This window comes from Streptomyces sp. CB01635 (genome assembly GCF_002803065.1).
Taxonomy (GTDB): domain Bacteria; phylum Actinomycetota; class Actinomycetes; order Streptomycetales; family Streptomycetaceae; genus Streptomyces.
Map to the genome: position 1 here is coordinate 666,770 of NZ_NNBL01000002.1, position 26,274 is coordinate 693,043.

Consider the following 26,274-nt stretch of genomic DNA (forward strand, 5'->3'; position numbering starts at 1 on the left):
CGGGAGGTACTCATGACCACCGCCGGAGACATCATGCACCGCGGTGCGCAGTGGATCCCCGCTCACGAGACCCTGGACCGCGCCGCCCAGCTCATGCGCCAGCTGAACGTGGGCGCGCTGCCCATCAGCGACGAGAACGAACGCCTCTGCGGGATCCTCACGGACCGCGACATCGTGGTCGGCTGTGTTGCCATGGGCCACGACCCTTCCAAGATCGTCGCCGGTGACCTCGCCCAGGGGACGCCCCGCTGGATCGACTCGGGCGCCGATGTCGACGAGGTCCTCCAGGAGATGCAGGGGCACCAGATCCGTCGGCTCCCCGTTATCGAGAACAAGCGCCTCGTCGGCATGATCAGCGAGGCCGACCTTGCGGCGCATCTGTCCGACGACCAGATGTCGTCCTGGGTCGAGAGCGTCTACGCCAGCAGCTGACCTTTGAGATCACGATCCGGCGGGCCGCTGCCCTAGGAGCTGCCCGCCGCCACCGAGAACGGCCCGCTGTCCGTCCTCGGTCACTTGGTTGACATGGACAGTGCACACTGGTGCCCGGCGGTACGGGTCACAGCCACCCGTTGCGCCGGAAGGCGCGGTGCAGGACGAAACAGATGCTCGCGATCACGCCCAGGAACAGCGGATACCCGAACTGCCAGTGCAGCTCCGGCATATGGTCGAAGTTCATCCCGTACACGCCGCAGCCCATGGTCGGCACGGCCACGACCGCGGCCCAGGCCGTGATCTTGCGCATGTCCTCGTTCTGAGCCACCGTCACCTGGGCGAGATGGGCCTGCAGGATCGAGTTCAGCAGCTCGTCGAAGGACGCTATCTGCTCGGCGGCCCTCAGTAGATGGTCGGAGACGTCCCGGAAGTACGCCTGTATCTCCGGCGCCACCACGTGGAAGGGGCGGCCCGAGAGCTCCTCTATCGGCCGGGCGAGCGGCACCACGGCCCGCTTCAGCTCCAGCAGCTCGCGCTTGAGCTGGTAGATCCGGCCCGGGTCGGCACGCGCCCCGTCCTCGGCGAACACATCCGCCTCGACCTGGTCGATGTCGGACTGGACGGCGTCGATCACGGTGAGATAGTCGTCGACCACATGGTCCGCGATCGCGTGCAGCACAGCGGCCGGGCCCTTGGCGAGCTGCTCCGGGTCCGCCTCCAGGCCCTCGCGCACCGGGCCCAGCGAGCCGTGCCTCCCGTGCCGCACGGTGATCACGAAGTCCCGGCCGATGAACACCATGATCTCGCCGGTGTCGACGACCTCGCTGGTCGCGGTCAGCTCCGCGTGCTCCACGTAACAGACGGTCTTGAACACGGCGAACAGCGTCTGGCCGTACCGCTCGACCTTCGGCCGCTGGTGCGCGTGCACCGCGTCCTCGACGGCCAGCGGGTGCAGGTCGAACAGCTCGGCGATGTCCGCGAACTCCAGCTCCGTCGGCTCGTGCAGCCCCAGCCAGACGAAGCCGTCGTCGGACTTGCGGACCCGGTCGACCGCGTCCACGAGATCGCGCCCGGCCTGCTCACGGACCCCGTCCCGGTACGTCACGCACTTGACGACCGCGGAACCCAGCGGCGAGCGGGCGGGGTGGCTCAGGTCGACGCGGGGGTGCCGCCGGGCCAGGCGCGCCACTCTTCTCAGGCGTCCGACCTTGCGCAGGTCGGACACCTTTCGGAGATCTCCGACCTTCCGCAGGTTGCCTGCCATCGACATGCGGGGCTCCTCGCGCGGGGTGACATCGTGTTTCGGTGACTCGGCGGGCCAGTCTGCCAGCTCGCGGCGACAACGCCCACGGCCCCTGGGGGAACGGAAGGTTCCCCTCCGGAACGCGCGGAACCGCTTCCCGGGACCGGGCCGGACAACTGGGATGATCGCACCATGACGCGACCCGAGGGCTATCTCCTGGACAACCAGCAGCAAGAGGCCGGCCGGCGCTTCGACGCCTTCTCGACCCTCTTCGACCCCACGACGTTCCGGCACATCGAGCAGTTGGGCATCGGCCCCGGCTGGCGCTGCTGGGAGGTCGGCGCGGGCGGTACCTCCGTGGTCTCCTGGCTCGCCAAGAAGGTCGGCCCGACCGGCCGGGTCCTCGCGACCGACATCGACACCTCGTGGCAGACGTCCGCCGCCCGTTCCCCCATCGAGGTCCGCCGCCACGACGTGGCCGCCGACGAGCCGCCCGCCGAGGGCTTCGACCTGGTCCACGCCCGGCTCGTCCTGGTCCATGTGCCCGACAGGGAGCGGGCGTTGAAGTCCATGCTGCGCGCGCTGCGGCCCGGCGGACGGCTGCTAGTCGAGGACGCCGATCCCGCGCTCCAGCCGCTCGCCTGCCCCGACGAGCACGGCCCCGCCGAGGAGCTGGCGAACCGGCTCCGCCGCGGCTTCCGCAAGCTGCTCGCGGAGCGCGGCGCCGACCTGTCGTACGGCCGCAGGCTGCTGAGGCTGCTGCGGGAGGCGGGCCTGCACCAGGTGGAGGCCGACGCGTACTTCCCGCTGACGTCCGAGGCGTGCGGAGCCCTGGAGACGGCCACGTTCCAGCAGATCCGCGAGTCCCTGGTCCGCGCGGGCCACGCCACGGACGAGGAGATCGACCGCCACCTGGCCGATGTCGCGACCGGCACGATGGACTTGGCGACGGCGCCGCTGATCTCGGCCTGGGGACGGAAGCGGGCCTAGGACGTCCGCCGTCCCGTTTGCGGGCGGCCGGGGCGCTCTCAGCGCTGCGGCGGTCGGCCCCCCACCCGCGCCACTGCCAGCGCCCCCGCGTGGCAACCGTCGGTCGCCGCCTCCCGTGGCCCGGCACCCCGCACCCACGCGGCGAGGAACGCGCCCGTGAACGCGTCGCCCGCCCCCGTCGAGTCCCGCGCCACCGCCGGCAGCGACGGCACGCGCGCGCGTACCGTTCCGTCCTGCGCCACCACCGCTCCCGCGACCCCCGACGTGACGACGACCAGCGGGAACCATCCACTGAGCTTCGCCGCCGCGACCTCCGCGTCTCCGACGCCGCTCAGCAGCTCCGCCTCGTCCCTGCTGGGCAGCAGGATGTCCACGCCCTTGGCGAGCGCCAGGAACCGGTCGGGCCCGAGCTCCCTGAGGAAGCCCGCCGAAGCGGGATCGATACTCACCGGCACCCCACGCGCGCGTGCCGAGGCCAGGGCCGCCGCGACCAAACCGCGCCCCTCGGCGGAGAAGAACAGATACCCGGACAGATGCAGCCACGCGACCCCGCCGAGCAGGTCCGCGGACCAGTCGGCGGGGGAGAGACGCAGCGAGGCCCCGCTGTCCGTGAGGAACGTCCGCTCTGCGCCGGCTCCCGTGTCGACCAGCGCGATCACCGTGCCGGTCGCCGCCTCCGGGTCGACGACGAGCCGGGGACGCACCCTCGCGCGCGTGAGCGCCTCCTCGTGCCAGGCCGCCGAGTCCGCGCCGACCCGCCCGAGCAACGCCACGTCCGGGCAGCCCGAATGGGCCGCCCAGCACGCCACGTTCGCCCCCGCGCCCCCCGGCAGCGTACGGATCTCCGCCGCCGTGTCCGTGCCCGCCGCGAGCGGGGCGTCGTGCCGGGCCACGATGTCCGTGACGACGTCCCCGACGACCAGGAGTGTTCCGCTCACGGCCGCGCCCAGGCCGCCGCGATGCGCGCTGCGAGCTGTACGTTGCCACGTACCGCCGCGAGGTTGGCCTCCAGTGAGGCGCCGTCCGTGTGCCGTACCAGGTAGTCCAGAAGGAACGGCGTGACCGCCTGCCCCGTGACGCCCTCGGCGTCGCACGCGTGCAGCGCATCGTCCAGCACGCGCGCGTGGAGCGCGGGATCGAGCTGCTCCGCCTCGGGCACCGGGTTCGCCACGATCAGCGCGGTCTCGGGCCCGCCCAGTGCGTCCTGAGCCCGCATCACCCCGGCCACCTCGGCCGGATCGCGCAGTGTCCAGTCCACCGGATGGCCCGAGTCGGACAGATAGAAGCCGGGGAAGCGGCCGGTCCCGTACCCGGCCACCGACACTCCCAGGGTCTCCAGGCGCTGAAGGGTCGCCGGTACGTCCAGGATCGACTTGACGCCCGCGCACACCACGGTGATCCGCGTCCGCGCGAGCAGCCCGAGGTCGGCCGACTCGTCCTGCGTCTCAGTCCACCGCCGGTGCACCCCGCCCAGCCCACCCGTAGCGAACACCCGTACCCCCGCGCGCGCCGCGAGCAGCGCTGTCGCCGACACGGTCGTCGCCCCGCTCGCACCCGTCGCCACGGCGAGCGGCAGATCGCGGTGACTCAGCTTGCGGACGCCGTCCTGGGTCGCGACCCGCTCCAACTGGCCCTTGTCCAGGCCGACCTGGGGGTTTCCGTCGAGAACGGCGATCGTCGCGGGGACCGCTCCCTCGGCACGTACGAGCTCTTCGAGTTCGAGCGCCACCCGCAGATTGCGCGGGCGCGGCAGCCCGTGCGCGATGATCGTCGACTCCAGGGCCACGACCGGCCGGCCCGCCGCCACCGCTTCCCGCACCTCATCGGACACCAGCACCACGCGCCTGCCTCCTGCCTGTCGGGTCTCCCCTCATCCATGGCGGGCGGCGCGCACGCCCAAACCCCAGCGGCACGACGGTAGACATTCACGGTGTACCGGCAAACACTTGCGGCGCGGCGGCCGGCCGAGCAGCCTGAGCGCATGACGGACAACACGGCACGCCTCGACCATGTCGTGCTCTGGGTCAGCGACCCGGTGGCCGCGGCGGACTTCTACGAGCAGGCCGTCGGCCTCGAACCCCTCAGGGTCGCCGAGTTCAAGGAGGGCACGGTCTCGTTCCCCTCGGTGCGGCTCAACGAGGAGACCATCCTCGACCTCGCGCCGCTGCCCATGGCGGCCCGCATGAACATGGTGCCGGGCGGCGACAAGAGCGCCGGCCACCCGGTCAACCACGTGTGCATCGCCCTGACCGAAGGCGGCTACGACAGCCTGCGCGCCCGTCTGGAGGAGCGCGAGGTGCCGGTCTCGGACCACGGCAGGCACTCGTACGGCGCCCGCGGCCCGGCCGTCCGCAGCTTCTACTTCCGCGACCCCGACGGGAACGTCTTCGAAGCGCGTTACTACGAAGAGGCCTGAAAGGCCGGATACGGGCGCGGCGCTGCTCGTACAGGGGCTGGCTGTACGGGGCCGGCCGTACCGGGGTTGTGGTTCAGCGGCGCGCGCGGCCCCACGCACGGCCGCGCGACCGGCCGCCTGTCCGGCCGCGGTCGAGCAGGGCCACGCCCAGGGCGGCCAGGCCGATCTGGATCAGCCACTCCACCCAGTCGACCCCCTTGGTGTCCGCGACACCGATGCCCGCGGCGATGGCCGAACCGAGCAGCGCGGCCACGATGCCGACGACGACCGTCGCCAGGATGCCGATGCGCTGACGGCCCGGCAGGGCGAGCCGGCCCAGGACGCCGATGACGATGCCGATCACGATCGCGCTGATGACGCCGGAAATCTCCATGTCCCCACGACTCCCTAGAACCCGGGCACGCGGCGCCCGGGACGTTGTCTCAACGTCTCTTCCCCTTGACGAGCCGTCCAGTCCGGGCCGTGACCGAGGTACGGGTCGTCCAGTGAACAGAGGGGTCCGCGCTGCCTAGAGTGACCGTTCATGACCACGAATGATCAGGCCACTGCTTCTTTTGCCGTACACATCCCGGACGCTGAACTCGAACCGGAGCCCCTCGATCCTGAGCAGGTCATCTCGGGCGCCCCTGTCGTCACGGGCAAGGTGCTCTGGGAGTCCGTCGACGGCAAGCAGCTGCGGGGCATCTGGCAGATCACGCCGGGCGTGGTGACGGACACCGAGGCGAACGAGCTGTTCGTGGTCGTCTCCGGTCGCGCCACGGTCGAGGTCGAGGGCGGGCAGACGCTGGAGGTGGGCCCCGGCGACGCGGCCGTATTGCGCGAGGGCGACCGTACGACGTGGACCGTGCACGAGACCCTGCGGAAGGCGTACCACATCACGCTGCCCTGACCGGCGTCATGGTGGCCCGATCACCGATCACCGATCACCGATCACCGACCACCGCCACGCCGCCCTGATCACGCCGTCGAGGGCCGCCGGCTGAAGAGGGCGAGCGCGGCGAGTGGCAGCAGGAGGCAGGCCGCGGCCAGATTGAGCCAGGCGTAGCTCGCCGTCGCCACGACCAGGCCCGCTGCCGCGCCGCCGACGCCCGCCGCCGTGTTCATGGTCAGGTCGGACAGGCCCTGCGCGGCGGCCCGCGCCGCCTGCGGCACCGAGTCGGTCAGCAGGGCCGAACCGGAGACGAGGCCCGCGGACCAGCCGAGCCCCAGGACGAACAGGCCCGCGGCGGTCTGCCCGTGGCTGCCGCCCGCCGTGCCCGCGAGCAGCGCCGCGCAGGCGAGCAGGCCCACGGCGAGGCCGATTACGGAGAGCCGCCCGAGCCGGTCCGACAGCCGGCCCATCACCGGCGAGAACGCGTACATGCCCGCGATGTGCCCGCTGATGACCAGGCCGATGAGGTCGATGCTCGCACCGTGATGGCCGAGGTCGACAGGCGTCATCGACATGATCGACACCATCGCGGTGTGCGAGACGGCGACGGTCACGAGGGCGAGCCGGGCGCGCGGCGACGCGGCGACTGCGGCGAACCCGGCACGGATCGACCGCCCTCCGGCCGACTTCTCCTCCTCGGGATCCAGGGCACGGGCGGTAAGGAGCGGGTCGGGACGCAGCAGGAGCTGCACCATGACGGCCGAGACGAGGAAGACCCCGGCCGCCCACAGGAAGGGGCCCGCCGCCGCGGGGATGCCGAGTCCGGCGACGCTGCGGCCCGCGGGCGCCGCGATGTTGGGCCCGAGCACCGCGCCGATCGTCGTGGCCCACACGACATTCGAGATCGCCCGCGCCCGATGCTGCGGCTCGGCCAGGTCGGCGGCCGCGAACCGCGCCTGGAGATTGGCCGACGAGGCGGCGCCGAACCCGGCCATGCCGATGAGCAGCAGCGGGAAGCTCCCCACCGCGGCGGCCAGCACGACGACCCCGGCCCCCAGCGCGCCGATCAGATACGCGAGGACGAGCCCGGGCCGGCGCCCCCGCACCGTCATCAGGGCGGCGAGCGGAACGGACAGCAGGGCGGTCCCGGCGACCGTCGCGGTCGGCGCGAGCCCTGAGAGTGCCTCGTCCCCGCTGACCTGCTTGGCGAGCACGGCGGCGAGCGCGATACCGGTGGCGACGCCGAGCCCGCCGAGTATCTGGCTCGCGACGAGTACGGCGGTGACACGGCGGCGCAGCCCGGCCAGGTCCTGGGGCGTCTGGGGGACGGAAGGGCGGCGGCGCGCGGCGGAATCGGGTATGAGCACCGGCGCAGTGTGCCAGCCGGCACCCACCCTCGAACACCGGGCATCCCCGCGCGGCCTGGCGCCGACCAGCGCCTGGGGCTCGAAACAGCCGCTCCCGCGCCTCAGAACAGCGGCTGCGGAAGGACACCCTCCAGCGCGAGCAACTGCCGCTTCGTCTCCAGGCCGCCGCCGAATCCGCCGATGCCGCCGTCGCTCTCCACTACGCGGTGGCACGGCACCACGACCGGCAGCGGATTGGCACCCATGGCCATGCCCACCGCCTGCGCCGCCCCCGGCTGTCCGACGCGGCCCGCCAGATCCCCGTAACCGACGACCGAGCCGAACGGGACGCCGGACGCCAGCTCGCGCAGGACCTGTCGGTTGAACCCGGAGATCAGCGACCAGTCGAGCGGCACCTCGAAGTCGCGTCGCTCACCGGCGAAGTAGGCCTTCAGCTGGCGTATGGGCTCGGCCAGGAGCGGCGAGTCCGGGGCCTCGACCGGCTCGGTCCCGAGCCGGGAACCGAGCCGCTCGACCGCGGAGTCACGCACGGCGGGGGAGGCGTGGAAGACGACATTCACCAGGCCGGCGTCCGTCGCGGCGAGGAACAGCGGCCCGATGTCCGTGCCGACGACGGCCCAGACGGCCGTGAGCCCGGCCCCGTCTCCGGCCCTGTCCCCGGCGGTGCTTTCCCCAGTGGCTCTCTGCCCAGTGGCGTTCATGCCGACCACCGTACGGGGAGCCACTGACAACGGCCCGAGCCGTCCGCCGGCCTCCCCCTGCCCGTCGTCCGCTCTACCGGCCGCCGCCCACCGCCTTGCGCACGACGTCGGGGAAGTTCGAGATGATGCCGTCCACGCCGAGGCCGGCCACGCGCCGCGCGGTCGCCGCGTCGTTCACGGTCCAGGTGAAGAGCTTCAGGCGCTTGCCGTGCGGGCCCCTGAAGGCGTGCACCGCGGCGACGTATCCGGCCGAGATCGTCCCGTTGCTGGGGTTGATCCGGTCGGCGAACTGGGCGTACCGGGGCAGGTCGCTCTTGGCGGGGGTGCCGAGGAAACCTGTCGTGATGTCCGGGCGGTGCTTGTGCACGGTCCGTACGCTGTCGGCGCTGAAGCTCTGGATCACCAGGCGGTTCCTGACGTGATCGCGGTTGAGCCAGCCCTCCTTGCCGAGCACGCGCAGGATGTCCTTCTCGATGCCCGGGTAGAGTTCCGGTGCCTTGATCTCCATGAGGAGCTTCTGGTGGTTGTGGTCGATCCGGTCCAGGTACTGGGTGAGGGTCGGGACATGGGCGCCGGTGAACTCGGCGCCCTTCCAGGCGCCGGCGTCGAGCTCGGCGATCTCCGCGGCGGTGAAGTCGCGGACGTTGTACGGGGCGCGGCCGGGGAAGACCTGCTCCACGTTCGTGGTGCGCGCCAGATTCGTGTCGTGGATGACGACGAGCCGGCCGTCCTTGGTGCGCTGCACGTCGTTCTCGACCCAGTCGAAGCCGAGCCTGTCGGCCTTGTCGATGGCCTTGAGGGTGTTCTCGGGCGCGTACCCGGAGGCGCCGCGGTGTGCGACGACGGCGGGGCCGCCGTGCTTCTGTGCCGCCTCGGCGGTGGTGGGGAGGACCAGGACGCCGACGAATCCCACCAGGGCGGCGGTCGCGGTGGCTGCGCGTGCGGACACGTGTACTCCTCGCGTCGAGGGATCAAGGACTGAACGACGGTGACAGTCGGTTGCCAACGGAAGACAGGTGAAGGATGGCCACACACTGAACGGAGTGGTGGGAGGACGTGCACCCCGAGGGTGGGTGTCGTGAGGCTTTGCCGGAAAATCGTTCAGACGTTCCTGCGGGAGCCTTAATCTCTGCTCCAATCGCGGTCGCTCCGGCAGCCGTTGCCAGAGGCTCAAACGGAACACATCAGAAACATCAGGGCGGAAGGGCTGCAGCGGATGCAGGGCACGGTCGACGGATTCAGCTATGGACTGGTCACGCCGCTGGTGGCGTTCTTCATGGCCTGCCTCGGCGGGGCGCTGGGCCTGCGCTGCACCACCAGATCGCTGCTCGTCACCCAGTCCTGGCGGCCCGGCTGGCTCGCGCTCGGCTCGGCGGCGATCGGGTCCGGAATCTGGACGATGCACTTCATCGCGATGATGGGCTTCCGCGTGCAGGGCACCCCGATCCACTACGACAAACCGACGACCTTCGCGAGCCTGGGCGTCGCCATCGTCATGGTCGGGATAGGGATCTTCATCGTCGGCTACCGGGGCGCTACAGGGACGGCCCTGTTCACCGGCGGCACGGTCACCGGACTGGGCGTCGCGTCGATGCACTACCTCGGCATGGCCGGCATGCGCCTGCACGGGACGCTCCAGTACAACACCTTCACTGTCGGCGTCTCCGTGGTGATCGCCATGGCCGCCGCCACCGCCGCGCTCTGGGCCGCGGTCCAGGTCAGGGGGTTCAGCTGGAGCGTCGGCGCGAGCCTCGTCATGGGCCTCGCGGTCACCGGCATGCACTACACCGGAATGGCCGCCCTCAGGGTCCACACGCACGCGAGCGGCGGCACCCCTCCCGGTGACGCCCCCGCCGAACTCCTCGCGCCGCTCATGATCGGCCCCCTGTGCTTCCTGCTGCTGGCCGGTGTCGTGGTGGTGTTCGACCCGATGATGATGACGGGCAGGCCCGACCGGAGGGACGCCGTCGAGGCCGCGAGCAGGGCGGGCCGGACCGTCCGCCCCCTGCGGCGGGCAGGCTGATCCGGCCCCGTTGTCAGTGCGGGGTCGTACGGTGGATTCCATGCGGCCCGTATCCAAGATCGAACGCACGGTGGCGCCTTTCGAGGTCGTCAGTCCCTACCAGCCAAGCGGCGACCAGCCGGCAGCCATCGCCGACCTGGAGCGGCGCATCACCGCAGGTGAGAAGGATGTCGTCCTCCTCGGTGCGACCGGAACAGGTAAGTCCGCCACCACCGCGTGGATGATCGAGAAGCTCCAGCGCCCCACTCTCGTGATGGCGCCGAACAAGACGCTGGCCGCCCAGCTGGCCAACGAGTTCCGCGAGCTGCTGCCGAACAATGCGGTCGAGTACTTCGTCTCGTACTACGACTACTACCAGCCCGAGGCGTACGTCCCGCAGTCGGACACCTACATCGAGAAGGACTCCTCGATCAACGAGGAGGTGGAGCGCCTGCGCCACTCCGCGACGAACTCGCTGCTCACCCGGCGTGACGTCGTCGTGGTCGCCTCCGTCTCGTGCATCTACGGCCTGGGCACGCCGCAGGAGTACGTCGACCGGATGGTGTCTCTCAAGGTCGGCGACGAGATCGACCGGGACGATCTGCTGCGCCGCTTCGTCGACATCCAGTACACGCGCAACGACGTGGCGTTCAGTCGCGGCACATTCCGCGTCCGCGGCGACACCATCGAGATCTTCCCGGTCTACGAGGAGCTCGCCGTCCGCATCGAGATGTTCGGCGACGAGATCGAGTCGCTCTCCACCCTCCACCCCCTCACCGGCGAGGTCATCAGCGACGACGAGTCGTTGTACGTCTTCCCGGCCACGCACTATGTGGCGGGCCCCGAGCGCCTGGAGCGTGCGGCCAACGACATCGAGAAGGAGCTCGGGGAGCGCCTCGCGGAGCTGGAGAAGCAGGGCAAGATGCTCGAGGCCCAGCGGCTGCGCATGCGCACCACGTACGACCTCGAGATGCTCCGTCAGATCGGCTCCTGCTCCGGCGTGGAGAACTACTCGATGCACTTCGACGGCCGCTCGCCCGGCTCCCCGCCGAACACGCTGCTCGACTACTTCCCGGACGACTTCCTCCTCGTCATCGACGAGTCGCATGTGACCGTGCCGCAGATCGGCGCCATGTACGAGGGCGACGCCTCCCGCAAGCGCACCCTCGTCGACCACGGCTTCCGGCTCCCGTCCGCCCTGGACAACCGCCCGCTGAAGTGGGAGGAGTTCCAGGAGCGCATCGGCCAGACCGTCTATCTGTCGGCCACTCCGGGCAAGTACGAGCTCGCGCGCGGCGACGGCTTCGTGGAGCAGATCATCCGCCCCACGGGCCTCATCGACCCCGAGGTCGTGGTCAAGCCCACCGAGGGCCAGATCGACGACCTGGTGCACGAGATCCGCAAGCGCACCGAGAAGGACGAGCGCGTCCTCGTCACCACGCTCACCAAGAAGATGGCCGAGGACCTCACCGAGTACTTCCTGGAGCTGGGCATCCAGGTGCGTTACCTGCACAGCGACGTCGACACACTGCGCCGCGTCGAGCTGCTGCGCGAACTGCGCGCGGGCGAGTACGACGTCCTCGTCGGCATCAACCTGCTCCGTGAGGGCCTCGACCTGCCCGAGGTCTCCCTGGTGGCGATCCTCGATGCCGACAAGGAGGGCTTCCTGCGCTCCGGCACCTCCCTGATCCAGACCATCGGCCGCGCAGCGCGCAACGTGTCCGGCCAGGTCCATATGTACGCGGACAAGATCACCCCGGCGATGGAGAAGGCCATCGACGAGACCAACCGCCGCCGGGAGAAGCAGATCGCGTACAACACGGAGAAGGGGATCGACCCCCAGCCCCTCCGTAAGAAGATCAACGACATCGTCGCGTCCATCGCGCGCGAGGACGTCGACACCGAGGAACTCCTCGGCTCCGGCTATCGCAAGGGCGCTAAGGACGGCAAGGGTGCCAAGGCGCCCGTGCCCGCGCTCGCCAAGGCCGGCGCCAAGAAGACCGGTGGCAAGGCCGCCAAGGGCAAGACGGCGCAGACGGTGCCCACCGACCGTCCCGCGGCCGAACTCGCCGGGCAGATCGAGGAGATGACCGACCGGATGCGTGCGGCCGCCGCGGACCTCCAGTTCGAGATCGCCGCGCGCCTGCGTGACGAGGTGTCGGAGATGAAGAGGGAGCTGCGCCAGATGAAGGAGGCCGGGCTGGCCTGACGCACCCCGCACGCCTCACGGCACCCCGCACGCCCCACGGCATGCCGGACGGATCCGGCATGCCGCACGGTGTGTTGCAAGACCGACACAAAGTCCTTGTCCGTGTGCGGCGTTGTCAGTGGCCCTGCGTAGGGTTCCCTCAACCGTCCGGACGGGCGGTGAAGAGCACAGTTCGAGAGGGGACGGACGCGTGACGGCCAACTTTTCCAAGGGTCCTGGTGTCAACCTGAGCAAGGGCCAGGCGATCAGCCTGCAGAAGCAGGACGGGGGCAACCTCACGGCCGTCCGGATGGGACTCGGCTGGCAGGCCGCCCCGCGCCGCGGCCTGTTCGGGACCCGCACGCGGGAGATCGACCTCGACGCCTCGGCGGTTCTGTTCGCGGACAAGCAGCCGGTGGACGTCGTCTTCTTCCGCCACCTCGTCAGCGACGACGGCTCCGTGCGCCACACCGGTGACAACCTCGTCGGCGGCGCCGGCCAGGGCGGCGACGACGAGGCGATCCTCGTCGACCTCGAGCGCGTCCCGGTCCACATCGACCAGATCGTCTTCACGGTGAACTCGTTCACCGGCCAGACCTTCCAGGAGGTGCAGAACGCGTTCTGCCGCCTGGTCGACGAGACCAACGGCCAGGAGCTGGCCCGCTACACGCTCGACGGCGGCGGCCAGTACACCGCCCAGATCATGGCGAAGGTGCACCGCGCGGGCGCCGGCTGGCAGATGACCGCCCTGGGCGCGCCGGCCAACGGCCGCACGTTCCAGGACCTCATGCCGGCGATCCTGCCGGGCCTGTGAGGTAGCGGGGACGCGAGAGCAGACGGACGGGACGAGGGGGAGAAGGCGATGACGGCCGAGCTGGTCCGGGGGCAGAACCACCCCCTCACCCAGAACCGTCTGGAGATCCGTGTGTCGGCGGGAGCGCCGATCGTGGCGGGCGCGACGCTCAGCGACGACCAGGGCAAGGTGCACGGCCGCGACTGGGTCGCGCACCCCGGCGCCCCCGCGCTGCCGGGGCTCGAGGTCCCTCGGCAGGCGGCGGCCGACCATCGCCTCGCCGTCGACCTGGACGCCGTGCCCGAGTCCGCCCACCGCGTCAGCGTGCTGCTCGCGCTGCCCACCGGACCCGGTGACCCCGACCGCTTCGGCGCCGTCGCGGCCCCCTTCGTCGCCGTCACCGGACTCGACGGCTCCGAGGTGGCCAGCTACACCATCACCGACCTCGACGCCGAGTCCGCCGTCGTAGCCCTGGAGCTGTACCGCCGCCAGGGCGCGTGGAAGGTGCGCGCGGTGGGCCAGGGGTACGCGGGCGGCCTCGGAGCACTCCTGACGGACCAGGGGCTCCCCGACGCGGGAGCTCTCGCCGGCGAGATCGGCGAAGCGGTGGCGCGGGGCCTCGCGCGTACGGCGGCGCCGCCTCCGCCCCGGACGGCGGCCTCCGGGGCGAGCGCCATGGTGGACACCGGAGCGGGGGCGTCCGTCGCCGGCGCCGCGCTGCCGAGCACCACCCCGCCCCGCTCCCATCAGCCCCCCGAACCCCAGTCACCCCCCGCCCCGCGGCCGACGCACGAGCCTCAGCCGCAGGCCCACGCCTCCACCCAGACGGACGGCACGGGCCCGGTCAACTACACGCACCCCGGCCGCCAGGCCCCCGCACCACCCGCCCCCGCGCCCACCTCGTCCCCCGGCGCGCCGGGGCAGCCCGCCGTCCCCGTCGCCGGAGACGCGACCGGCTGGTCCATGGACGAGCGGCTCTACAACCAGGTGTGGGGCATGTTCGAGGACCTCGCCCGCTGCGTCGCCGCGTACCGCAGCGCCGTCGACTTCGCGGACTCCCGTATGGAGCAGGAGCTCGACAAGGCCCTGTCCGACCCGCGCAGCAGGATCGGCGGCCAGGGTGACGCCGCGCGGGAGGCCGCCCGCACCAAGCACGGCCGACTTGTCGATCAGGCGCGAGAGGCACTCGACCGCGACCTCGCCCAGCTGGCCGCCGAGTCCGCCGTCGTCGAGCCCGCCCTGCCCCCGGCCTACGCGGGCTGGGACAACCCGGTCTGGCACGCGTACCGCAGCCCCATGGAGATCCCGATGGCCCTGCGCCTGGGCGACCTCCAGCTGCCCGAGTCCCGCGGCCTCGGCCTGCGCATCCCGATGCTCGTACGGCTGCCGCTGGAGCGCGGCATGTGGATCGACAGCGGCCGCTCCGGGGCGGACGCGCTCACCGAGCCCGACGAGCTGCGCCGCCGCGCCATGCGGAGCGCCGTCGAGCATGCCGCGCGGCTCCTCGCGGTCTACCCGGCGGGCGAGTTCGCCGTGCACGTCATCGACCCGGCCGGATCGGCCACAGGGGCGCTCGCCCCGCTCGTGCGGGCCGGGGTGCTCGCCGGGCCGCCGGCCGCCGGGATGGCGGGCGTCTCCGAGGTGCTCGCGCGGCTCATCCAGCGCGTGGACCTCGTGCAGATGGCGGTCCGCGGCGGAGCGGCCGACGCGCTGCCGCCCGACCTGGACACCGCCGAGCAGCTGCTGATCGTCAATGACTTCCCGCACGGCTTCGACGACCGCGCGGTGACCCGGCTGCGCTACCTCGCCGACGAGGGCCCCGCCGTCGGCGTCCACCTCCTGATGGTCGCCGACCGTGAGGACGCCGCCGAGTACGGACCGGTCCTCGACCCGCTCTGGCGCGCGCTGCTGCGCCTCACGCCGGTGCCCGACGACCACCTCGCCGACCCCTGGGTGGGGCACGCGTGGACGTACGAGCCGCCGAGTGTCCCGCCGGGCAGCCGGATCCTGGAGCAGGTCCTCGAAGAGGTCGCCAGAGCGCGACGGGAGCAAGGCATCTGACCCCTCTGAGCACCGGTTTTGAACGTATCTTTACTGAACCCTTTACGTTTCATGGGTGTTTCCCGTAGGCTCCGACGAGCGGAGGGGAGTACTCCCGAACGCGGCGTTCCCGTCAATACGGACCGACACCGGTCCCGGGGCGTCGGCCCGAGGCGAGCTGAGGCCGCCCGGGTGGAAGAGACCTCCGGCAGCGACGACGCTGATCAGTAGCCGTACGACGCCGGAGGCGCAGTGGACGTATCGATGACCCTTTGGGTGCTGACCATTCTTGGTCTGGTCGCCCTGATCGCGGTCGACTTCTTCATCGGGCGCAAGCCCCACGACGTATCGATCAAGGAAGCCGGAATCTGGACGGTCGTCTGGATCGTGCTGGCCGCCCTCTTCGGGATCGGTCTGCTGATCTGGGGGAACTCACAGGCTTCGGGCGAGTTCTTCGCCGGCTTCATCACCGAGAAGTCGCTGAGCGTCGACAACCTCTTCGTCTTCATCCTGATCATGGCGAAGTTCTCGGTGCCGTCCCAGCTCCAGCAGCGCGTCCTGCTGTTCGGTGTGCTGATCGCCCTGGTGCTGCGCGCCATCTTCATCGCGGCCGGTGCCGCGGTCATCGCCAACTTCTCGTGGGTCTTCTACATCTTCGGCGCGTTCCTCATCTACACCGCCTGGAAGCTCATCCAGGAAGCGATGTCGGACGACGAGGAGGACGAGTTCGAGGAGAACCGCCTCCTCAAGTCCATCGAGAAGAAGTTCGGCGTCGCCGACCGGTACCACGGCACGAAGCTGTTCATCCGGGTCAACGGCAAGCGGATCCTGACGCCGCTCATGGTCGTCATGCTCGCGATCGGCACGACCGACGTGCTGTTCGCGATGGACTCGATCCCGGCGATCTTCGGCCTGACCCAGGACCCGTACATCGTCTTCACGGCCAACGCGTTCGCGCTGATGGGTCTGCGCCAGCTGTACTTCCTCATCGGCGGACTCCTCCGGAAGCTGGTCTACCTCAGCTACGGCCTGTCGGTGATCCTCGGCTTCATCGGCGTGAAGCTCGTCCTGCACGCGCTGCACGAGTCCGGGGTGCACGTGCCGGAGATCTCCATCCCGGTCTCCCTGGCCGTCATCTGCGGCGTCCTGGCGGTCACCACCATCGCCAGCCTCATCGCCTCCAAGAAGCAGGCGCAGAAGCAGGCCCTCGACGGCGGCGACGACGACCAGGACGGCGACGCGACCGACGGCGCCCGCAAGGACAGCATCAAGGCCTGACCGCCGGACCGGTACGGAGAAGGAGCGCGCGGCTGCCGGCCGCGCGCTCCTTCCCTCGTTCGGGCCCCACGCACACGCGCCCGTCCCGAAGTCGCGGCCCCCGCACCGTCGGTGCACCATCAAAGGCATGATCGCTGGGCTTCGGAGACTGGTCACGCAATGGACGGCCGTCGTCCCCGTCCTCGCGGTCGTCCTGCTGGTGTTCACCTGGGGCCGCTCGCTGCCGGGCGCTGTCGTGGCCGTCGTCTCCGTCGTGCTCGCCGCGTCCGTGCTCGCGGCCGTCCACCACGCCGAGGTCGTGGCCCACCGAGTCGGCGAACCCTTCGGCTCCCTCGTACTCGCCGTCGCCGTCACCGTCATCGAAGTGGCGCTGATCGTCACCCTCATGGTCGACGGCGGCGAGAAGGGCGCCACGCTCGCCCGCGACACGGTGTTCGCCGCCGTCATGATCACCTGCAACGGCATCGTCGGACTGAGCCTGCTCGCCGCCGCGTTCCGGCACCGCATCGCCGTCTTCCAGTCCGAGGGCACCGGCGGCGCGCTCGCCACGGTCGCCACCCTGGCCACGCTCTGCCTGGTCCTGCCGACGTTCACCACCAGTAAGCCGGGCCCGGAGTTCTCCACCTCGCAGTTGATCTTCGCGGCCTCCGCCGCGCTCGTCCTGTACGGGATCTTCGTGGCGACCCAGACCGTGCGGCACCGTGACTACTTCCTGCCGATCACCAAGCAGGGCAATGTCATCGACGGCGACGACCACGCGGACGCGCCCACCACCCGCACCGCCCTGATCAGCCTCGGCTTCCTCGGACTGGCCCTCGTCGCCGTCGTCGGTCTCGCCAAAGGCGTGTCGCCGACGATCGAGTCGGGCGTCGAAGCAGCCGGGATGCCGCACTCCGTCGTCGGCGTGATCATCGCGCTCCTCGTCCTGCTGCCAGAGACGATCGCGGCTCTGCGCGCGGCCCGTCGTGACCGCGTCCAGACGAGCCTCAACCTCGCACTCGGCTCCGCGATGGCCAGCATCGGACTGACCATCCCGGCCGTCGCCATCGCGTCGTTCTGGCTGTCAGGGCCCCTCGTACTCGGACTCGGTGCCACGCAGATGGTGCTGCTGGTCCTGACGATGCTGGTGAGCACGCTGACCGTCGTCCCCGGCCGCGCCACCCCGCTCCAGGGCGGAGTCCACCTCGTGGTGTTCGCCGCGTACGTGGAGCTCGCCGTCACGCCGTGACGGTCATCGTGATACGGCCGGGCAGCCCCGTGACGCCTCGTGATAGACCCAGGGGGAGCAGCCGCCCGACGCACGGAGGTCCCCTGTGCCCCGCACCCTCGCCAACGCCCCGATCATGGTTCTGAACGGCCCGAACCTGAATCTCCTCGGCCGCCGGCAGCCGGAGATCTACGGGTCCGACACCCTCGCGGACGTCGAGGCCCTGTGCGTCAAGGCCGCGGCCGTGCACGGCGGGAGCGTCGACTTCCGGCAGTCCAACCACGAGGGCGAGCTGGTGGACTGGATCCACGAGGCACGCCAGAACCACGTGGGCATCGTGATCAACCCGGCCGCCTACTCGCACACCTCGGTCGCGATCCTGGACGCCCTCAACGCGTGCGACGGCCTGCCCGTTATCGAGGTCCACATCTCCAACATCCACCAGCGCGAGGAGTTCAGGCACCACTCCTACGTGTCCGTCCGGGCGGACGGCGTGATCGCCGGCTGCGGGGTCCAGGGGTACGCGTTCGCGGTGGAGCGGGTGGCGGCCCTGGCCGAGCCCGGCGTGGCCACGGTCTAGTACCGCCGGACTGTCATGCTCGGTGGAGTGAACACGCCCGGCGCGGCCGGGCGTTGACTCACCAGCCGCGCTCGCGCCACTCCGGCAGATGCGGACGCTCGGCGCCGAGCGTCGTGTCGTTCCCGTGCCCGGGGTAGACCCACGTCTCGTCGGGGAGCGGGCCGAAGATCTTCGACTCGACGTCGTCGATCAGGCTCGCGAAGGCCTTCGGGTCCTTCCACGTGTTCCCCACGCCGCCCGGGAACAGGCAGTCCCCGGTGAAGACATGGGGGTGGCCGTGCGGGTCGTCGTAGACGAGGGCGATCGAGCCGGGCGTGTGGCCGACCAGATGCCGGGCGGTCAGCGAGACCCGCCCGACGTTGATCGTGTCCCCGTCCTCGACGAGCACGTCCGTGGGCACCGGGATGCCCTCCGCGTCGTAACGGCCCGCGTACGTACGCGGGCTGGTGACCTCCACGACCCGGGCGAGCGCCTGCCAGTGGTCCCCGTGCTGATGCGTCGTGACGACGGACGCGATGCCGTCGTCCCCGATCAGGGTCAGCAGCGTCTCCGGGTCGGCGGCCGCGTCGATCAGGAGCTGCTCGCCGGTGGCGCGGCAGCGCAGCAGATACGCGTTGTTGTTCATCGCGCCGACCGCGACCTTGGAGATCATCAGGTTCTGCAGCTCGTGCACATCCGCCGGGCCGCCGACCTTCACCGCTCCGCTGTACGTCATGGACTCAGCCTATAGCGGGGGTACGACAGGCAGCGGGCCGCCTTCGACGGTGAGTCCGGAGCCGTCGCGCCGTCCCGAGAGCCAGCCGAGCAGCTCCGGGGCGGGACCCGCGACGCCGACCGGACCCGTACCGGCGCCACCGCCCGTCGTCCAGACCCGGCCGCCGTCCGACTTCAGGCCGGTCGACGGCATGTCCTGGTGCCCCGCGAAGCGCTCGGCGAGGAAGTCGATCTCCCGCTCGACGAACTCCGCCGGCAGATCCTCCAGCTCGTACCCGATCCCGAGGTCGACGTGGTGCAGGTCGACCTCGCCCCAGCGCCGGAAGGGGATCCGGGACGCGGAGTCCTTGACGCCGTTGCGCAGCTCCACCGTGCGCGCCCAGTCGGCCGGGACCTCGGCCCGGGCCTCGAATCCGGTGGCGCTGGTCCGCAGGTCCTCGAGCTGCTCGCGAAGGTCGCGCGGCGCGTCCCGCGCGATGTCCGCGTCGCGCGCCTCGGCGCTCGGATACATGGGCCGGCCCGCGAGGACGTTCGCGAGTGCGTCCGCGTTACGGGCGAGGTGGGCGAGGACATGGCCCCGGCTCCAGCCGGGAAGCCGTGACGACTCGGCCACAGCCGCGTTGTCCAGCGTGCCGACAGCGGTGAGGAGCCGGTCGGTCGCTTCACGTACAGAGGCCAGGTCGCGCACATGATCGCTCATGGCGCAGACGATAGCGCCGCCACTCGATCGGGTGAAGGCGGCCGACCGAGACCAGGAATCGAATGTACGTGCTATAAGCTCGGGAGCGGCATCGGGCATTCTTGGTGGTCCGGGTTTGTTACCAACCATGGAAAACAGTCCATCGCTGACGGTGGCCCCCCTAGTCTCGAAAGACAGGGGCCCCGCCCCTGTTGCTTCTCTCAAGAAAGGTGCGGACCGGCGTGGCCGACCGTCTCATCGTCCGTGGCGCGCGCGAGCACAATCTCCGTAACGTCTCGCTCGACCTCCCGCGCGACTCGCTCATCGTCTTCACGGGTCTGTCGGGGTCCGGCAAGTCGTCGCTCGCCTTCGACACGATCTTCGCCGAGGGGCAGCGGCGGTACGTCGAGTCGCTCTCCTCGTACGCCCGTCAGTTCCTCGGCCAGATGGACAAGCCGGACGTCGACTTCATCGAGGGCCTCTCCCCGGCCGTCTCGATCGACCAGAAGTCGACCTCGCGCAACCCGCGCTCCACGGTCGGCACCATCACCGAGGTCTACGACTACCTGCGCCTGCTCTTCGCGCGCATCGGCAAGCCGCACTGTCCCGAGTGCGGCCGCCCCATCTCGCGCCAGTCGCCGCAGGCCATCGTCGACAAGGTCCTCGACCTGCCCGAGGGCAGCCGTTTCCAGGTCCTGTCGCCGCTGGTGCGCGAGCGCAAGGGCGAGTTCGTCGACCTCTTCGCCGACCTCCAGACCAAGGGGTACAGCCGCGCCCGGGTCGACGGACAGACGATCCAGCTGTCGGAACCGCCCACCCTGAAGAAGCAGGAGAAGCACACCATCGAGGTGGTCGTCGACCGCCTCACGGTGAAGGAATCCGCCAAGCGCCGCCTGACCGACTCCGTGGAGACCGCGCTCGGCCTCTCCGGAGGCATGGTCGTGCTCGACTTCGTCGACCTCCCCGAGGACGACCCCGAGCGCGAGCGCATGTACTCGGAGCACCTGTACTGCCCGTACGACGACCTGTCCTTCGAGGAGCTGGAGCCGCGCTCCTTCTCCTTCAACTCGCCCTTCGGCGCCTGCCCGGACTGCACCGGCATCGGCACGCGCATGGAGGTCGACCCCGAGCTGATCGTCCCGGACGAGGACAAGTCCCTCGACGAGGGCGCCATCCACCCCTGGTCGCACGGGCACACCAAGGACTACTTCGGACGCCTCATCGGCGCCCTCGCGGACGCGTTGGGATTCCGGACCGACATCCCCTTCGCGGGCCTGCCGCAGCGCGCCAGGAAGGCCCTCCTGTACGGCCACAAGACGCAGATCGAGGTCCGCTACCGCAACCGGTACGGCCGCGAGCGGGTCTACACGACCCCCTTCGAAGGCGCCGTCCCGTTCGTCAAGCGGCGCCACAGCGAGGCCGAGAGCGACTCCAGCCGCGAGCGCTTCGAGGGCTATATGCGCGAAGTGCCCTGCCCCACCTGTGAGGGCACGCGCCTGAAGCCGATCGTTCTCGCCGTCACGGTGATGGAGAAGTCCATCGCCGAGGTCTCCGCGATGTCCATCAGCGACTGCGCGGACTTCCTGGGCGAGCTGAAGCTCAACGCGCGCGACAAGAAGATCGCCGAGCGGGTCCTCAAGGAGGTCAACGAGCGGCTGCGGTTCCTCGTCGACGTAGGCCTCGACTACCTCTCGCTCAACCGCGCGGCCGGCACCCTCTCCGGCGGCGAGGCCCAGCGCATCCGCCTCGCGACACAGATCGGCTCCGGCCTGGTCGGCGTGCTCTACGTCCTGGACGAGCCCTCGATCGGCCTGCACCAGCGCGACAACCACCGCCTGATCGAGACCCTCGTACGGCTGCGCGACATGGGCAACACGCTCATCGTCGTCGAGCACGACGAGGACACCATCAAGGTCGCCGACTGGGTCGTCGACATCGGCCCCGGCGCGGGTGAGCACGGCGGCAACGTCGTCCACAGCGGCCCCTTGAAGGAGCTGCTCGCCAACGCCGAGTCGATGACCGGCCAGTACCTGTCGGGCAAGAAGTCCATCCCGCTGCCCGACATCCGGCGCCCCGTGGACCCGACCCGCAAGCTGACCGTGCACGGCGCCCGCGAGAACAACCTGCGCGACATCGACGTGTCGTTCCCGCTCGGCGTCCTGACCGCGGTCACCGGAGTCTCCGGTTCCGGCAAGTCGACGCTGGTCAACGACATCCTGTACACACACCTCGCCCGCGAGCTGAACGGGGCGCGCAACGTTCCCGGGCGGCACACGCGCGTGGAGGGCGACGACCTCGTCGACAAGGTCGTGCACGTCGACCAGTCGCCGATCGGCCGCACACCCCGCTCGAACCCGGCGACGTACACCGGAGTCTTCGACCACGTCCGCAAGCTCTTCGCCGAGACGACCGAGGCGAAGGTCCGCGGCTATCTGCCCGGACGCTTCTCCTTCAACGTCAAGGGCGGCCGCTGCGAGAACTGTTCCGGCGACGGCACCATCAAGATCGAGATGAACTTCCTGCCGGACGTCTACGTCCCGTGCGAGGTCTGCCACGGGGCGCGGTACAACCGCGAGACGCTGGACGTCCACTACAAGGGCAAGTCCATCGCCGAGGTCCTGGACATGCCCATCGAGGAGGCGCTCGGCTTCTTCGAGGCGGTCCCGGGCATCGCCCGCCACCTGCGCACACTGAACGACGTCGGCCTCGGCTACGTCCGGCTCGGGCAGTCCGCGCCGACCCTCTCCGGAGGCGAGGCGCAGCGCGTGAAGCTGGCCAGCGAGCTGCAGAAGCGGTCCACGGGACGCACCGTCTACGTTCTCGACGAGCCGACCACCGGTCTGCACTTCGAGGACATCAGCAAGCTCATCACCGTCCTGTCGGGCCTCGTCGACAAGGGGAACTCGGTGATCGTCATCGAGCACAACCTCGACGTCATCAAGACCGCCGACTGGGTCGTCGACATGGGCCCCGAGGGTGGTAACGGCGGCGGCCTCGTCGTCGCCGAGGGCACCCCCGAAGAGGTCGCGGGTGAACCGGCCAGTCACACCGGCAAGTTCCTGCGCGACATCCTCGGCGCCGACCGGTTCAGCGACGCGTCGGTGCCCGCGGCGCGTACGAAGAAGACGGTGGCCACGGCGAAGAAGGCCGCGGCCGCGAAGAAGACCGTCTCCGCGAGCGCGAAGGCCCCGGCCAAGAAGGTGGCCAGGGCCAACACCACGACGTCCGGCAAGACCGCCACGAAGGCCGCGGCGAAGAAGGTCACGGCCGCCAAGAAGACCGCGACCAAGTCCACGCGGGCCGGCAAGGCCTGACCGCGGGCGGTCCGCGATCGCACGGAACACACCTGGCGCCCCACGGGAACTCCCCGTGGGGCGCCACACGTTCATCTGTCAGCCACCCTGGCCCTGCGGCTCGACGAACTGCATGTCCAGCTGAATCTTGACAACATCACCAAGAAGACCGGCCCCGAAGTCCAGGCCGAAGTCGCTCCGCCGGATCTCGCCCGTCGCCTCGAACCCCGCATGCCGGCTCCCGTCCATCGGCACGTCCACCACCCCGCCGAACTCCACGGCGAGCGCCACCGGCCGCGTCACGTCACCGACGGTCAACTCGCCCTCCAGGGACCAGTCGTCGTCCTTCCCCGACACCCCGTGCGAGACGTACGTCATCGTCGGACGGCGCTCCACGTCCAGCAGATCGGCCTGACGGACGTGCGCGTCACGGTCGGCGTTGCCCGTGTCGATCGAGGCCAGTGCGATGGTGGCGCTCACCCTGATGTCGTCCACCCTCTCGCCGATGTGCAGCGCGGCCTCCACCTGCGCGAAGCGCCCCCGCACCTTCGCGATCCCGAGGTGGCGGATGGTGAAGTTCACCGCCGAGTGCAGCGGGTCGAGCGTCCAGTCGCCGGCCGCCAGAGGCAGCGCGGTGGCCGAAGTCGTGGCAGTGGCACCGGAGTTGTCGTCATAGGTCATGCGCCCACCCTGCGGTCACCGGCGGGCCGGAGGAAGGCCGGGCCAAGACTGGTAGTGACAGGGCCACGATCAGCGACCCCTTACGTTGATACGTTCGACGGGTGAGCGACAACGAGTTGGGCACCTATCTGCGCACCCGCCGCGAAGCCGTCACACCCGCCGAGGTGGGACTGCCCACCGGCACCCGGCGCCGCACCCCGGGCCTGCGCCGCTCCGAGCTGGCCACGCTCGCCGGCATCAGCGTCGAATACCTCACCCGTCTCGAACAGGGCCGCGATCGCAACCCGTCACCCCCGGTCCTCGGCGCCCTCGCCGACGCGCTGCTCCTGCCCGTCGACGAGCGCTTCCTGCTCCGCCGCCTCGCGAAGGAGTCCGGCGGGGATGCCATGTTCTGCGCCGGGGCCGCGGCCGCTCCCCCCTTGCGCACGGTCCGGCCCACCGTGCGCGCACTCCTCGACCGCCTCGAATCCACCCCGGCCGTCCTGGTCAACTGGATCGGCGACGTCATCGCCCACACCGACGCCTACGACCGGTACGCGCGCCCACTCGGCATCCTCGACGCCCGACAGCCGAACATCGTGCGATACGTCTTCACCGACGAGCGCGCCCGCACCGCGTACGCCGAATGGGACCGCGTGGCTGACGAGCAGGTCTCCCACCTCCGGCACGGGGCATCGATCCACGACCCGCACGTCGCCGCGCTCGCCGACGAGCTGACCGTCACCGCGGGGGCGCCCTTCGCGGACCGGCTCGCCGCCGTGCCCTCCCTGCCCCGGCGTACCGGCGTGGACGTCGTCGCGCACCCCGAGGTCGGCTCACTGCGCCTGGCGTTCGAGACGCTGTCCCTGCCCGACGCCGACGGTCAGCGCCTCGTCGTCCACCTCCCGGCAGACGACGCCACCTCGGCCGCCCTCGACCGGCTCAACGGCCGCAGGCCCGGGGCGCTGCGCGCGGTCAAGGGCTGACCCGAAAGCGAGCGAACGGCCGCTAAAGCGGCGGGAGTTCGGATGCGTACGGGGGTTCGGCGCCCGCCCGCGAGCAGGTGACCGCGGCCGCGCGTGCGGCGAACCGCAACAGCCGGTGCCAGTCGTCCTCGCCCAGGCCCGCCACCGCCTCCACGGACAGTGCGTCCCACGCGGCCAGGCCGTGCATCAGCGCCGCGTTCACGGTGTCGCCCGCGCCGATCGTGTCGACGACATCGACCCGCTCACCCGGTACGTCGTAGCGCGCGCCGCCCCGCGTGAAGACCGTCAGGCCGTCGCCGCCCCGCGTGATCACGACGGCCGCGGGACCCGAGGCCGGCCACTCCTGCGGGGTGCCGCCCAGCCACCGCGCGTCCTCCTCGGAAAGCTTGAGCAGGCCGATCGAGGGGAGCCAGCTCTTGAAGCGCGCCCGGTACGCGTCCGGGTCGGGGATGAGGCCGGCCCGGATGTTCGGGTCGAGCGCGGTGAACACGCCCTGGGCCGAGGCCGACCGCATCAGCTCCTCGTACGCGCTGGCGCCCGGCTCAAGAACGAGCGAACACGTACCGAACGACACCGCGCGCGTGCCCGGCGGGAGCCGGTCGGGCATCGAGAAGAGCCGGTCGGCCGTGCCGTCGACGTAGAACGAGTAACCGGCCGATCCGTCCGCGGCGATCGTCGCGACCGCCAGCGTCGTCGGTTCGTCGCCCCGCTGGACGTACGACACGTCGACACCCGCCCGCGCGAGCCCGCCGAGCAGCGCCTCGCCGAACGCGTCGCGGGAGACCCGTGAGCAGAAGGCCACGGGGGAGCCGAGCCGGCCGACGGCCACCGCGGTGTTGAAGGGGCCGCCGCCGAGCCGGGGCGCGAGCGAGGGCAGGTCGCCACCGTCATCGGCGGCCCCGCCCTGCGGCACGAGGTCGATCAGGGCCTCTCCGGCGACGACTATCACGGATGGTTCCTTTCGGGCTGAACGGCGGAGCGGTGCGGCAGTGCCTGAGTGCTGAACTGCTGGGGTGCGGTGGATCGGAGGGGTAGGGGGCGAGGCACAGGCTAGAGGCTCGCGGGCTCGGGCACACCGCCCCGGCCCGAAGCGGGCACGTCCGGGACCGACTCGGGCAGACCCTTCGCGCCGGGACGCAGCGTGGCCACCGAAACGGCCGGGAACGTGGCGACCATCGCGGCCATGAGCAGAGAGGTGGGCGCGAAGGCGGGGCCGGACGAGAGGGTCCCCCGAACCGTCACGCGCCCCACCGGTATGGTCGGATCTGCGACCGATGTGCGCCTTGGCGTGCAGCAGCGGCCCGCCCCACCCCGACCGATCCCTGGAGTCCTCATGCCCGGCACGTCGCCCGCCCGTCGAACCCTGTTGCGGGGTGCCGCCCTCGCCGGGACCGCGGGGCTCGGGATCGCCGCCTGCTCGACGGGCGGATCGGACGGCGGCGCGGATGCGGCGCCGACAGCCCCGGTCGACCTCGGCAAGGCCGACGAGGTGCCCGTGGGCGGCGTCAAGCTGTACCGCGACGAGAACGTGGTGGTCAGCCGTCCGGCGGCCGACAAGTACGCCGCGTTCAGCACCATCTGCACGCACGCGGGGTGCCCCATCAGCATGCTGGAGGGCACCGAACTCACGTGCTCGTGCCACGGCAGCAAGTTCGACGCCGAGACCGGCAAGGTGCTGCACGACCCGGCGACGCAGCCGCTGGCGAAGGTGCCGGTCGTGGTGAAGAACGGAAAGATCGTCGCGGGCCCGGAGGCCTGACCGGACCCGGACCCCGACCCGGCCACGGATGAGTCCGAGCCCCGGCCGATCAGCCCCCGAGCCCCCACCCGA

26 protein-coding genes are annotated in these 26,274 nt (G+C 70.8%); 14 read left to right on the forward strand and 12 right to left on the reverse strand.

What is annotated here, in order from left to right; translation table 11 throughout:
- The first annotated feature begins 12 nt into the window (after positions 1-12).
- Positions 13-432 carry a CBS domain-containing protein gene (locus CG723_RS07060; RefSeq protein ID WP_100592358.1) on the forward strand — a complete coding sequence of 140 codons (420 nt, stop codon included), beginning with the start codon at positions 13-15 and terminating at the stop codon, positions 430-432.
- A gap of 127 nt (positions 433-559) precedes the next feature.
- Here CG723_RS07060 and CG723_RS07065 read toward each other — a convergent pair whose 3' ends face one another.
- On the reverse strand, positions 560-1,705 hold the full coding sequence (locus CG723_RS07065) for a magnesium and cobalt transport protein CorA (RefSeq protein ID WP_100592359.1): 1,146 nt from the start codon (positions 1,703-1,705) through the stop codon (positions 560-562).
- Positions 1,706-1,870: 165 nt separating this feature from the next.
- Here CG723_RS07065 and CG723_RS07070 point away from each other — a divergent pair, with 165 nt between their 5' ends.
- Positions 1,871-2,668, forward strand: a complete 798-nt coding sequence (locus CG723_RS07070) for a class I SAM-dependent methyltransferase (protein ID WP_100592360.1) — start codon at positions 1,871-1,873, stop codon at positions 2,666-2,668.
- Positions 2,669-2,706: 38 nt separating this feature from the next.
- On the opposite strand, the gene CG723_RS07075 is transcribed toward CG723_RS07070, so the two are convergent.
- Both CG723_RS07075 and CG723_RS07080 read right to left on the reverse strand, forming a co-directional pair.
- Positions 2,707-3,606, reverse strand: coding sequence for a carbohydrate kinase family protein (locus CG723_RS07075; protein WP_100592361.1), 900 nt, complete (start codon positions 3,604-3,606; stop codon positions 2,707-2,709).
- A complete protein-coding gene (locus tag CG723_RS07080) occupies positions 3,603-4,508 on the reverse strand; it encodes a pseudouridine-5'-phosphate glycosidase (protein ID WP_100592362.1) in 906 nt (301 codons plus the stop codon). The genes CG723_RS07075 and CG723_RS07080 overlap by 4 nt, the downstream gene beginning before the upstream one ends.
- Before the next feature lie 141 nt (positions 4,509-4,649).
- Here CG723_RS07080 and CG723_RS07085 point away from each other — a divergent pair, with 141 nt between their 5' ends.
- Positions 4,650-5,084: a VOC family protein gene (locus CG723_RS07085; protein WP_100592363.1), complete on the forward strand. Its 435-nt coding sequence runs from the start codon at positions 4,650-4,652 to the stop codon at positions 5,082-5,084.
- A gap of 73 nt (positions 5,085-5,157) precedes the next feature.
- On the opposite strand, the gene CG723_RS07090 is transcribed toward CG723_RS07085, so the two are convergent.
- Positions 5,158-5,457, reverse strand: a complete 300-nt coding sequence (locus CG723_RS07090) for a GlsB/YeaQ/YmgE family stress response membrane protein (RefSeq protein ID WP_100592364.1) — start codon at positions 5,455-5,457, stop codon at positions 5,158-5,160.
- 150 nt (positions 5,458-5,607) lie between these two features.
- On the opposite strand from CG723_RS07090, the gene CG723_RS07095 reads away from it, so the two are divergent.
- Complete coding sequence (locus CG723_RS07095; protein ID WP_100592365.1) at positions 5,608-5,973, forward strand: cupin domain-containing protein; 366 nt, start codon at positions 5,608-5,610, stop codon at positions 5,971-5,973.
- Between the two features lie 68 nt (positions 5,974-6,041).
- On the opposite strand, the gene CG723_RS07100 is transcribed toward CG723_RS07095, so the two are convergent.
- The 3 genes from CG723_RS07100 to CG723_RS07110 form a co-directional block, all read right to left on the reverse strand.
- Positions 6,042-7,316, reverse strand: coding sequence for an MFS transporter (locus CG723_RS07100; RefSeq protein WP_100592611.1), 1,275 nt, complete (start codon positions 7,314-7,316; stop codon positions 6,042-6,044).
- Between the two features lie 107 nt (positions 7,317-7,423).
- Positions 7,424-8,023, reverse strand: coding sequence for a methylated-DNA--[protein]-cysteine S-methyltransferase (locus tag CG723_RS07105; protein WP_100592612.1), 600 nt, complete (start codon positions 8,021-8,023; stop codon positions 7,424-7,426).
- Positions 8,024-8,096: 73 nt separating this feature from the next.
- Positions 8,097-8,972 (reverse strand): glycerophosphodiester phosphodiesterase, encoded by an 876-nt coding sequence (locus tag CG723_RS07110; RefSeq protein ID WP_100592366.1) that lies wholly within the window; start codon positions 8,970-8,972, stop codon positions 8,097-8,099.
- A 267-nt stretch (positions 8,973-9,239) separates the two neighbouring features.
- Here CG723_RS07110 and CG723_RS07115 point away from each other — a divergent pair, with 267 nt between their 5' ends.
- From CG723_RS07115 to aroQ, 7 genes are all read left to right on the forward strand, one after another.
- A complete protein-coding gene (locus tag CG723_RS07115) occupies positions 9,240-10,046 on the forward strand; it encodes an MHYT domain-containing protein (RefSeq protein ID WP_100592367.1) in 807 nt (268 codons plus the stop codon).
- 40 nt (positions 10,047-10,086) lie between these two features.
- Entirely contained in the window at positions 10,087-12,234 is a 2,148-nt protein-coding gene (gene uvrB / locus CG723_RS07120; protein WP_100592368.1) for an excinuclease ABC subunit UvrB, read from the forward strand.
- Between the two features lie 190 nt (positions 12,235-12,424).
- Positions 12,425-13,027, forward strand: a complete 603-nt coding sequence (locus CG723_RS07125; protein WP_100592369.1) for a TerD family protein — start codon at positions 12,425-12,427, stop codon at positions 13,025-13,027.
- Between the two features lie 48 nt (positions 13,028-13,075).
- Positions 13,076-15,067: a TerD family protein gene (locus CG723_RS07130; RefSeq protein ID WP_100592370.1), complete on the forward strand. Its 1,992-nt coding sequence runs from the start codon at positions 13,076-13,078 to the stop codon at positions 15,065-15,067.
- 243 nt (positions 15,068-15,310) lie between these two features.
- Positions 15,311-16,324 carry a TerC family protein gene (locus tag CG723_RS07135; RefSeq protein ID WP_234374177.1) on the forward strand — a complete coding sequence of 338 codons (1,014 nt, stop codon included), beginning with the start codon at positions 15,311-15,313 and terminating at the stop codon, positions 16,322-16,324.
- Between the two features lie 127 nt (positions 16,325-16,451).
- Positions 16,452-17,552 (forward strand): calcium:proton antiporter, encoded by a 1,101-nt coding sequence (locus CG723_RS07140; RefSeq protein ID WP_100592372.1) that lies wholly within the window; start codon positions 16,452-16,454, stop codon positions 17,550-17,552.
- Positions 17,553-17,637: 85 nt separating this feature from the next.
- The gene (gene aroQ / locus CG723_RS07145) at positions 17,638-18,111 is read left to right on the forward strand and encodes a type II 3-dehydroquinate dehydratase (protein ID WP_100592373.1); all 474 of its coding nucleotides are present in this window, start codon (positions 17,638-17,640) and stop codon (positions 18,109-18,111) included.
- Positions 18,112-18,169: 58 nt separating this feature from the next.
- On the opposite strand, the gene CG723_RS07150 is transcribed toward aroQ, so the two are convergent.
- Both CG723_RS07150 and CG723_RS07155 read right to left on the reverse strand, forming a co-directional pair.
- On the reverse strand, positions 18,170-18,826 hold the full coding sequence (locus CG723_RS07150) for an MBL fold metallo-hydrolase (protein WP_100592374.1): 657 nt from the start codon (positions 18,824-18,826) through the stop codon (positions 18,170-18,172).
- Positions 18,827-18,835: 9 nt separating this feature from the next.
- The gene (locus CG723_RS07155; protein ID WP_100592375.1) at positions 18,836-19,525 is read right to left on the reverse strand and encodes a maleylpyruvate isomerase family mycothiol-dependent enzyme; all 690 of its coding nucleotides are present in this window, start codon (positions 19,523-19,525) and stop codon (positions 18,836-18,838) included.
- A 221-nt stretch (positions 19,526-19,746) separates the two neighbouring features.
- Here CG723_RS07155 and uvrA point away from each other — a divergent pair, with 221 nt between their 5' ends.
- Complete coding sequence (gene uvrA, locus CG723_RS07160; RefSeq protein WP_234374178.1) at positions 19,747-22,818, forward strand: excinuclease ABC subunit UvrA; 3,072 nt, start codon at positions 19,747-19,749, stop codon at positions 22,816-22,818.
- A gap of 78 nt (positions 22,819-22,896) precedes the next feature.
- Here uvrA and CG723_RS07165 read toward each other — a convergent pair whose 3' ends face one another.
- Positions 22,897-23,478: a YceI family protein gene (locus CG723_RS07165; protein WP_100592377.1), complete on the reverse strand. Its 582-nt coding sequence runs from the start codon at positions 23,476-23,478 to the stop codon at positions 22,897-22,899.
- 101 nt (positions 23,479-23,579) lie between these two features.
- Here CG723_RS07165 and CG723_RS07170 point away from each other — a divergent pair, with 101 nt between their 5' ends.
- Entirely contained in the window at positions 23,580-24,443 is an 864-nt protein-coding gene (locus CG723_RS07170) for a helix-turn-helix domain-containing protein (RefSeq protein WP_100592378.1), read from the forward strand.
- 22 nt (positions 24,444-24,465) lie between these two features.
- Here CG723_RS07170 and CG723_RS07175 read toward each other — a convergent pair whose 3' ends face one another.
- Together CG723_RS07175 and CG723_RS07180 are read right to left on the reverse strand one after the other, a co-directional pair.
- Entirely contained in the window at positions 24,466-25,392 is a 927-nt protein-coding gene (locus CG723_RS07175; RefSeq protein WP_100592379.1) for a carbohydrate kinase family protein, read from the reverse strand.
- 101 nt (positions 25,393-25,493) lie between these two features.
- On the reverse strand, positions 25,494-25,685 hold the full coding sequence (locus tag CG723_RS07180) for a hypothetical protein (RefSeq protein WP_100592380.1): 192 nt from the start codon (positions 25,683-25,685) through the stop codon (positions 25,494-25,496).
- A gap of 91 nt (positions 25,686-25,776) precedes the next feature.
- Here CG723_RS07180 and CG723_RS07185 point away from each other — a divergent pair, with 91 nt between their 5' ends.
- A complete protein-coding gene (locus CG723_RS07185; protein WP_100592381.1) occupies positions 25,777-26,202 on the forward strand; it encodes a Rieske (2Fe-2S) protein in 426 nt (141 codons plus the stop codon).
- Positions 26,203-26,274 lie beyond the last annotated feature (72 nt).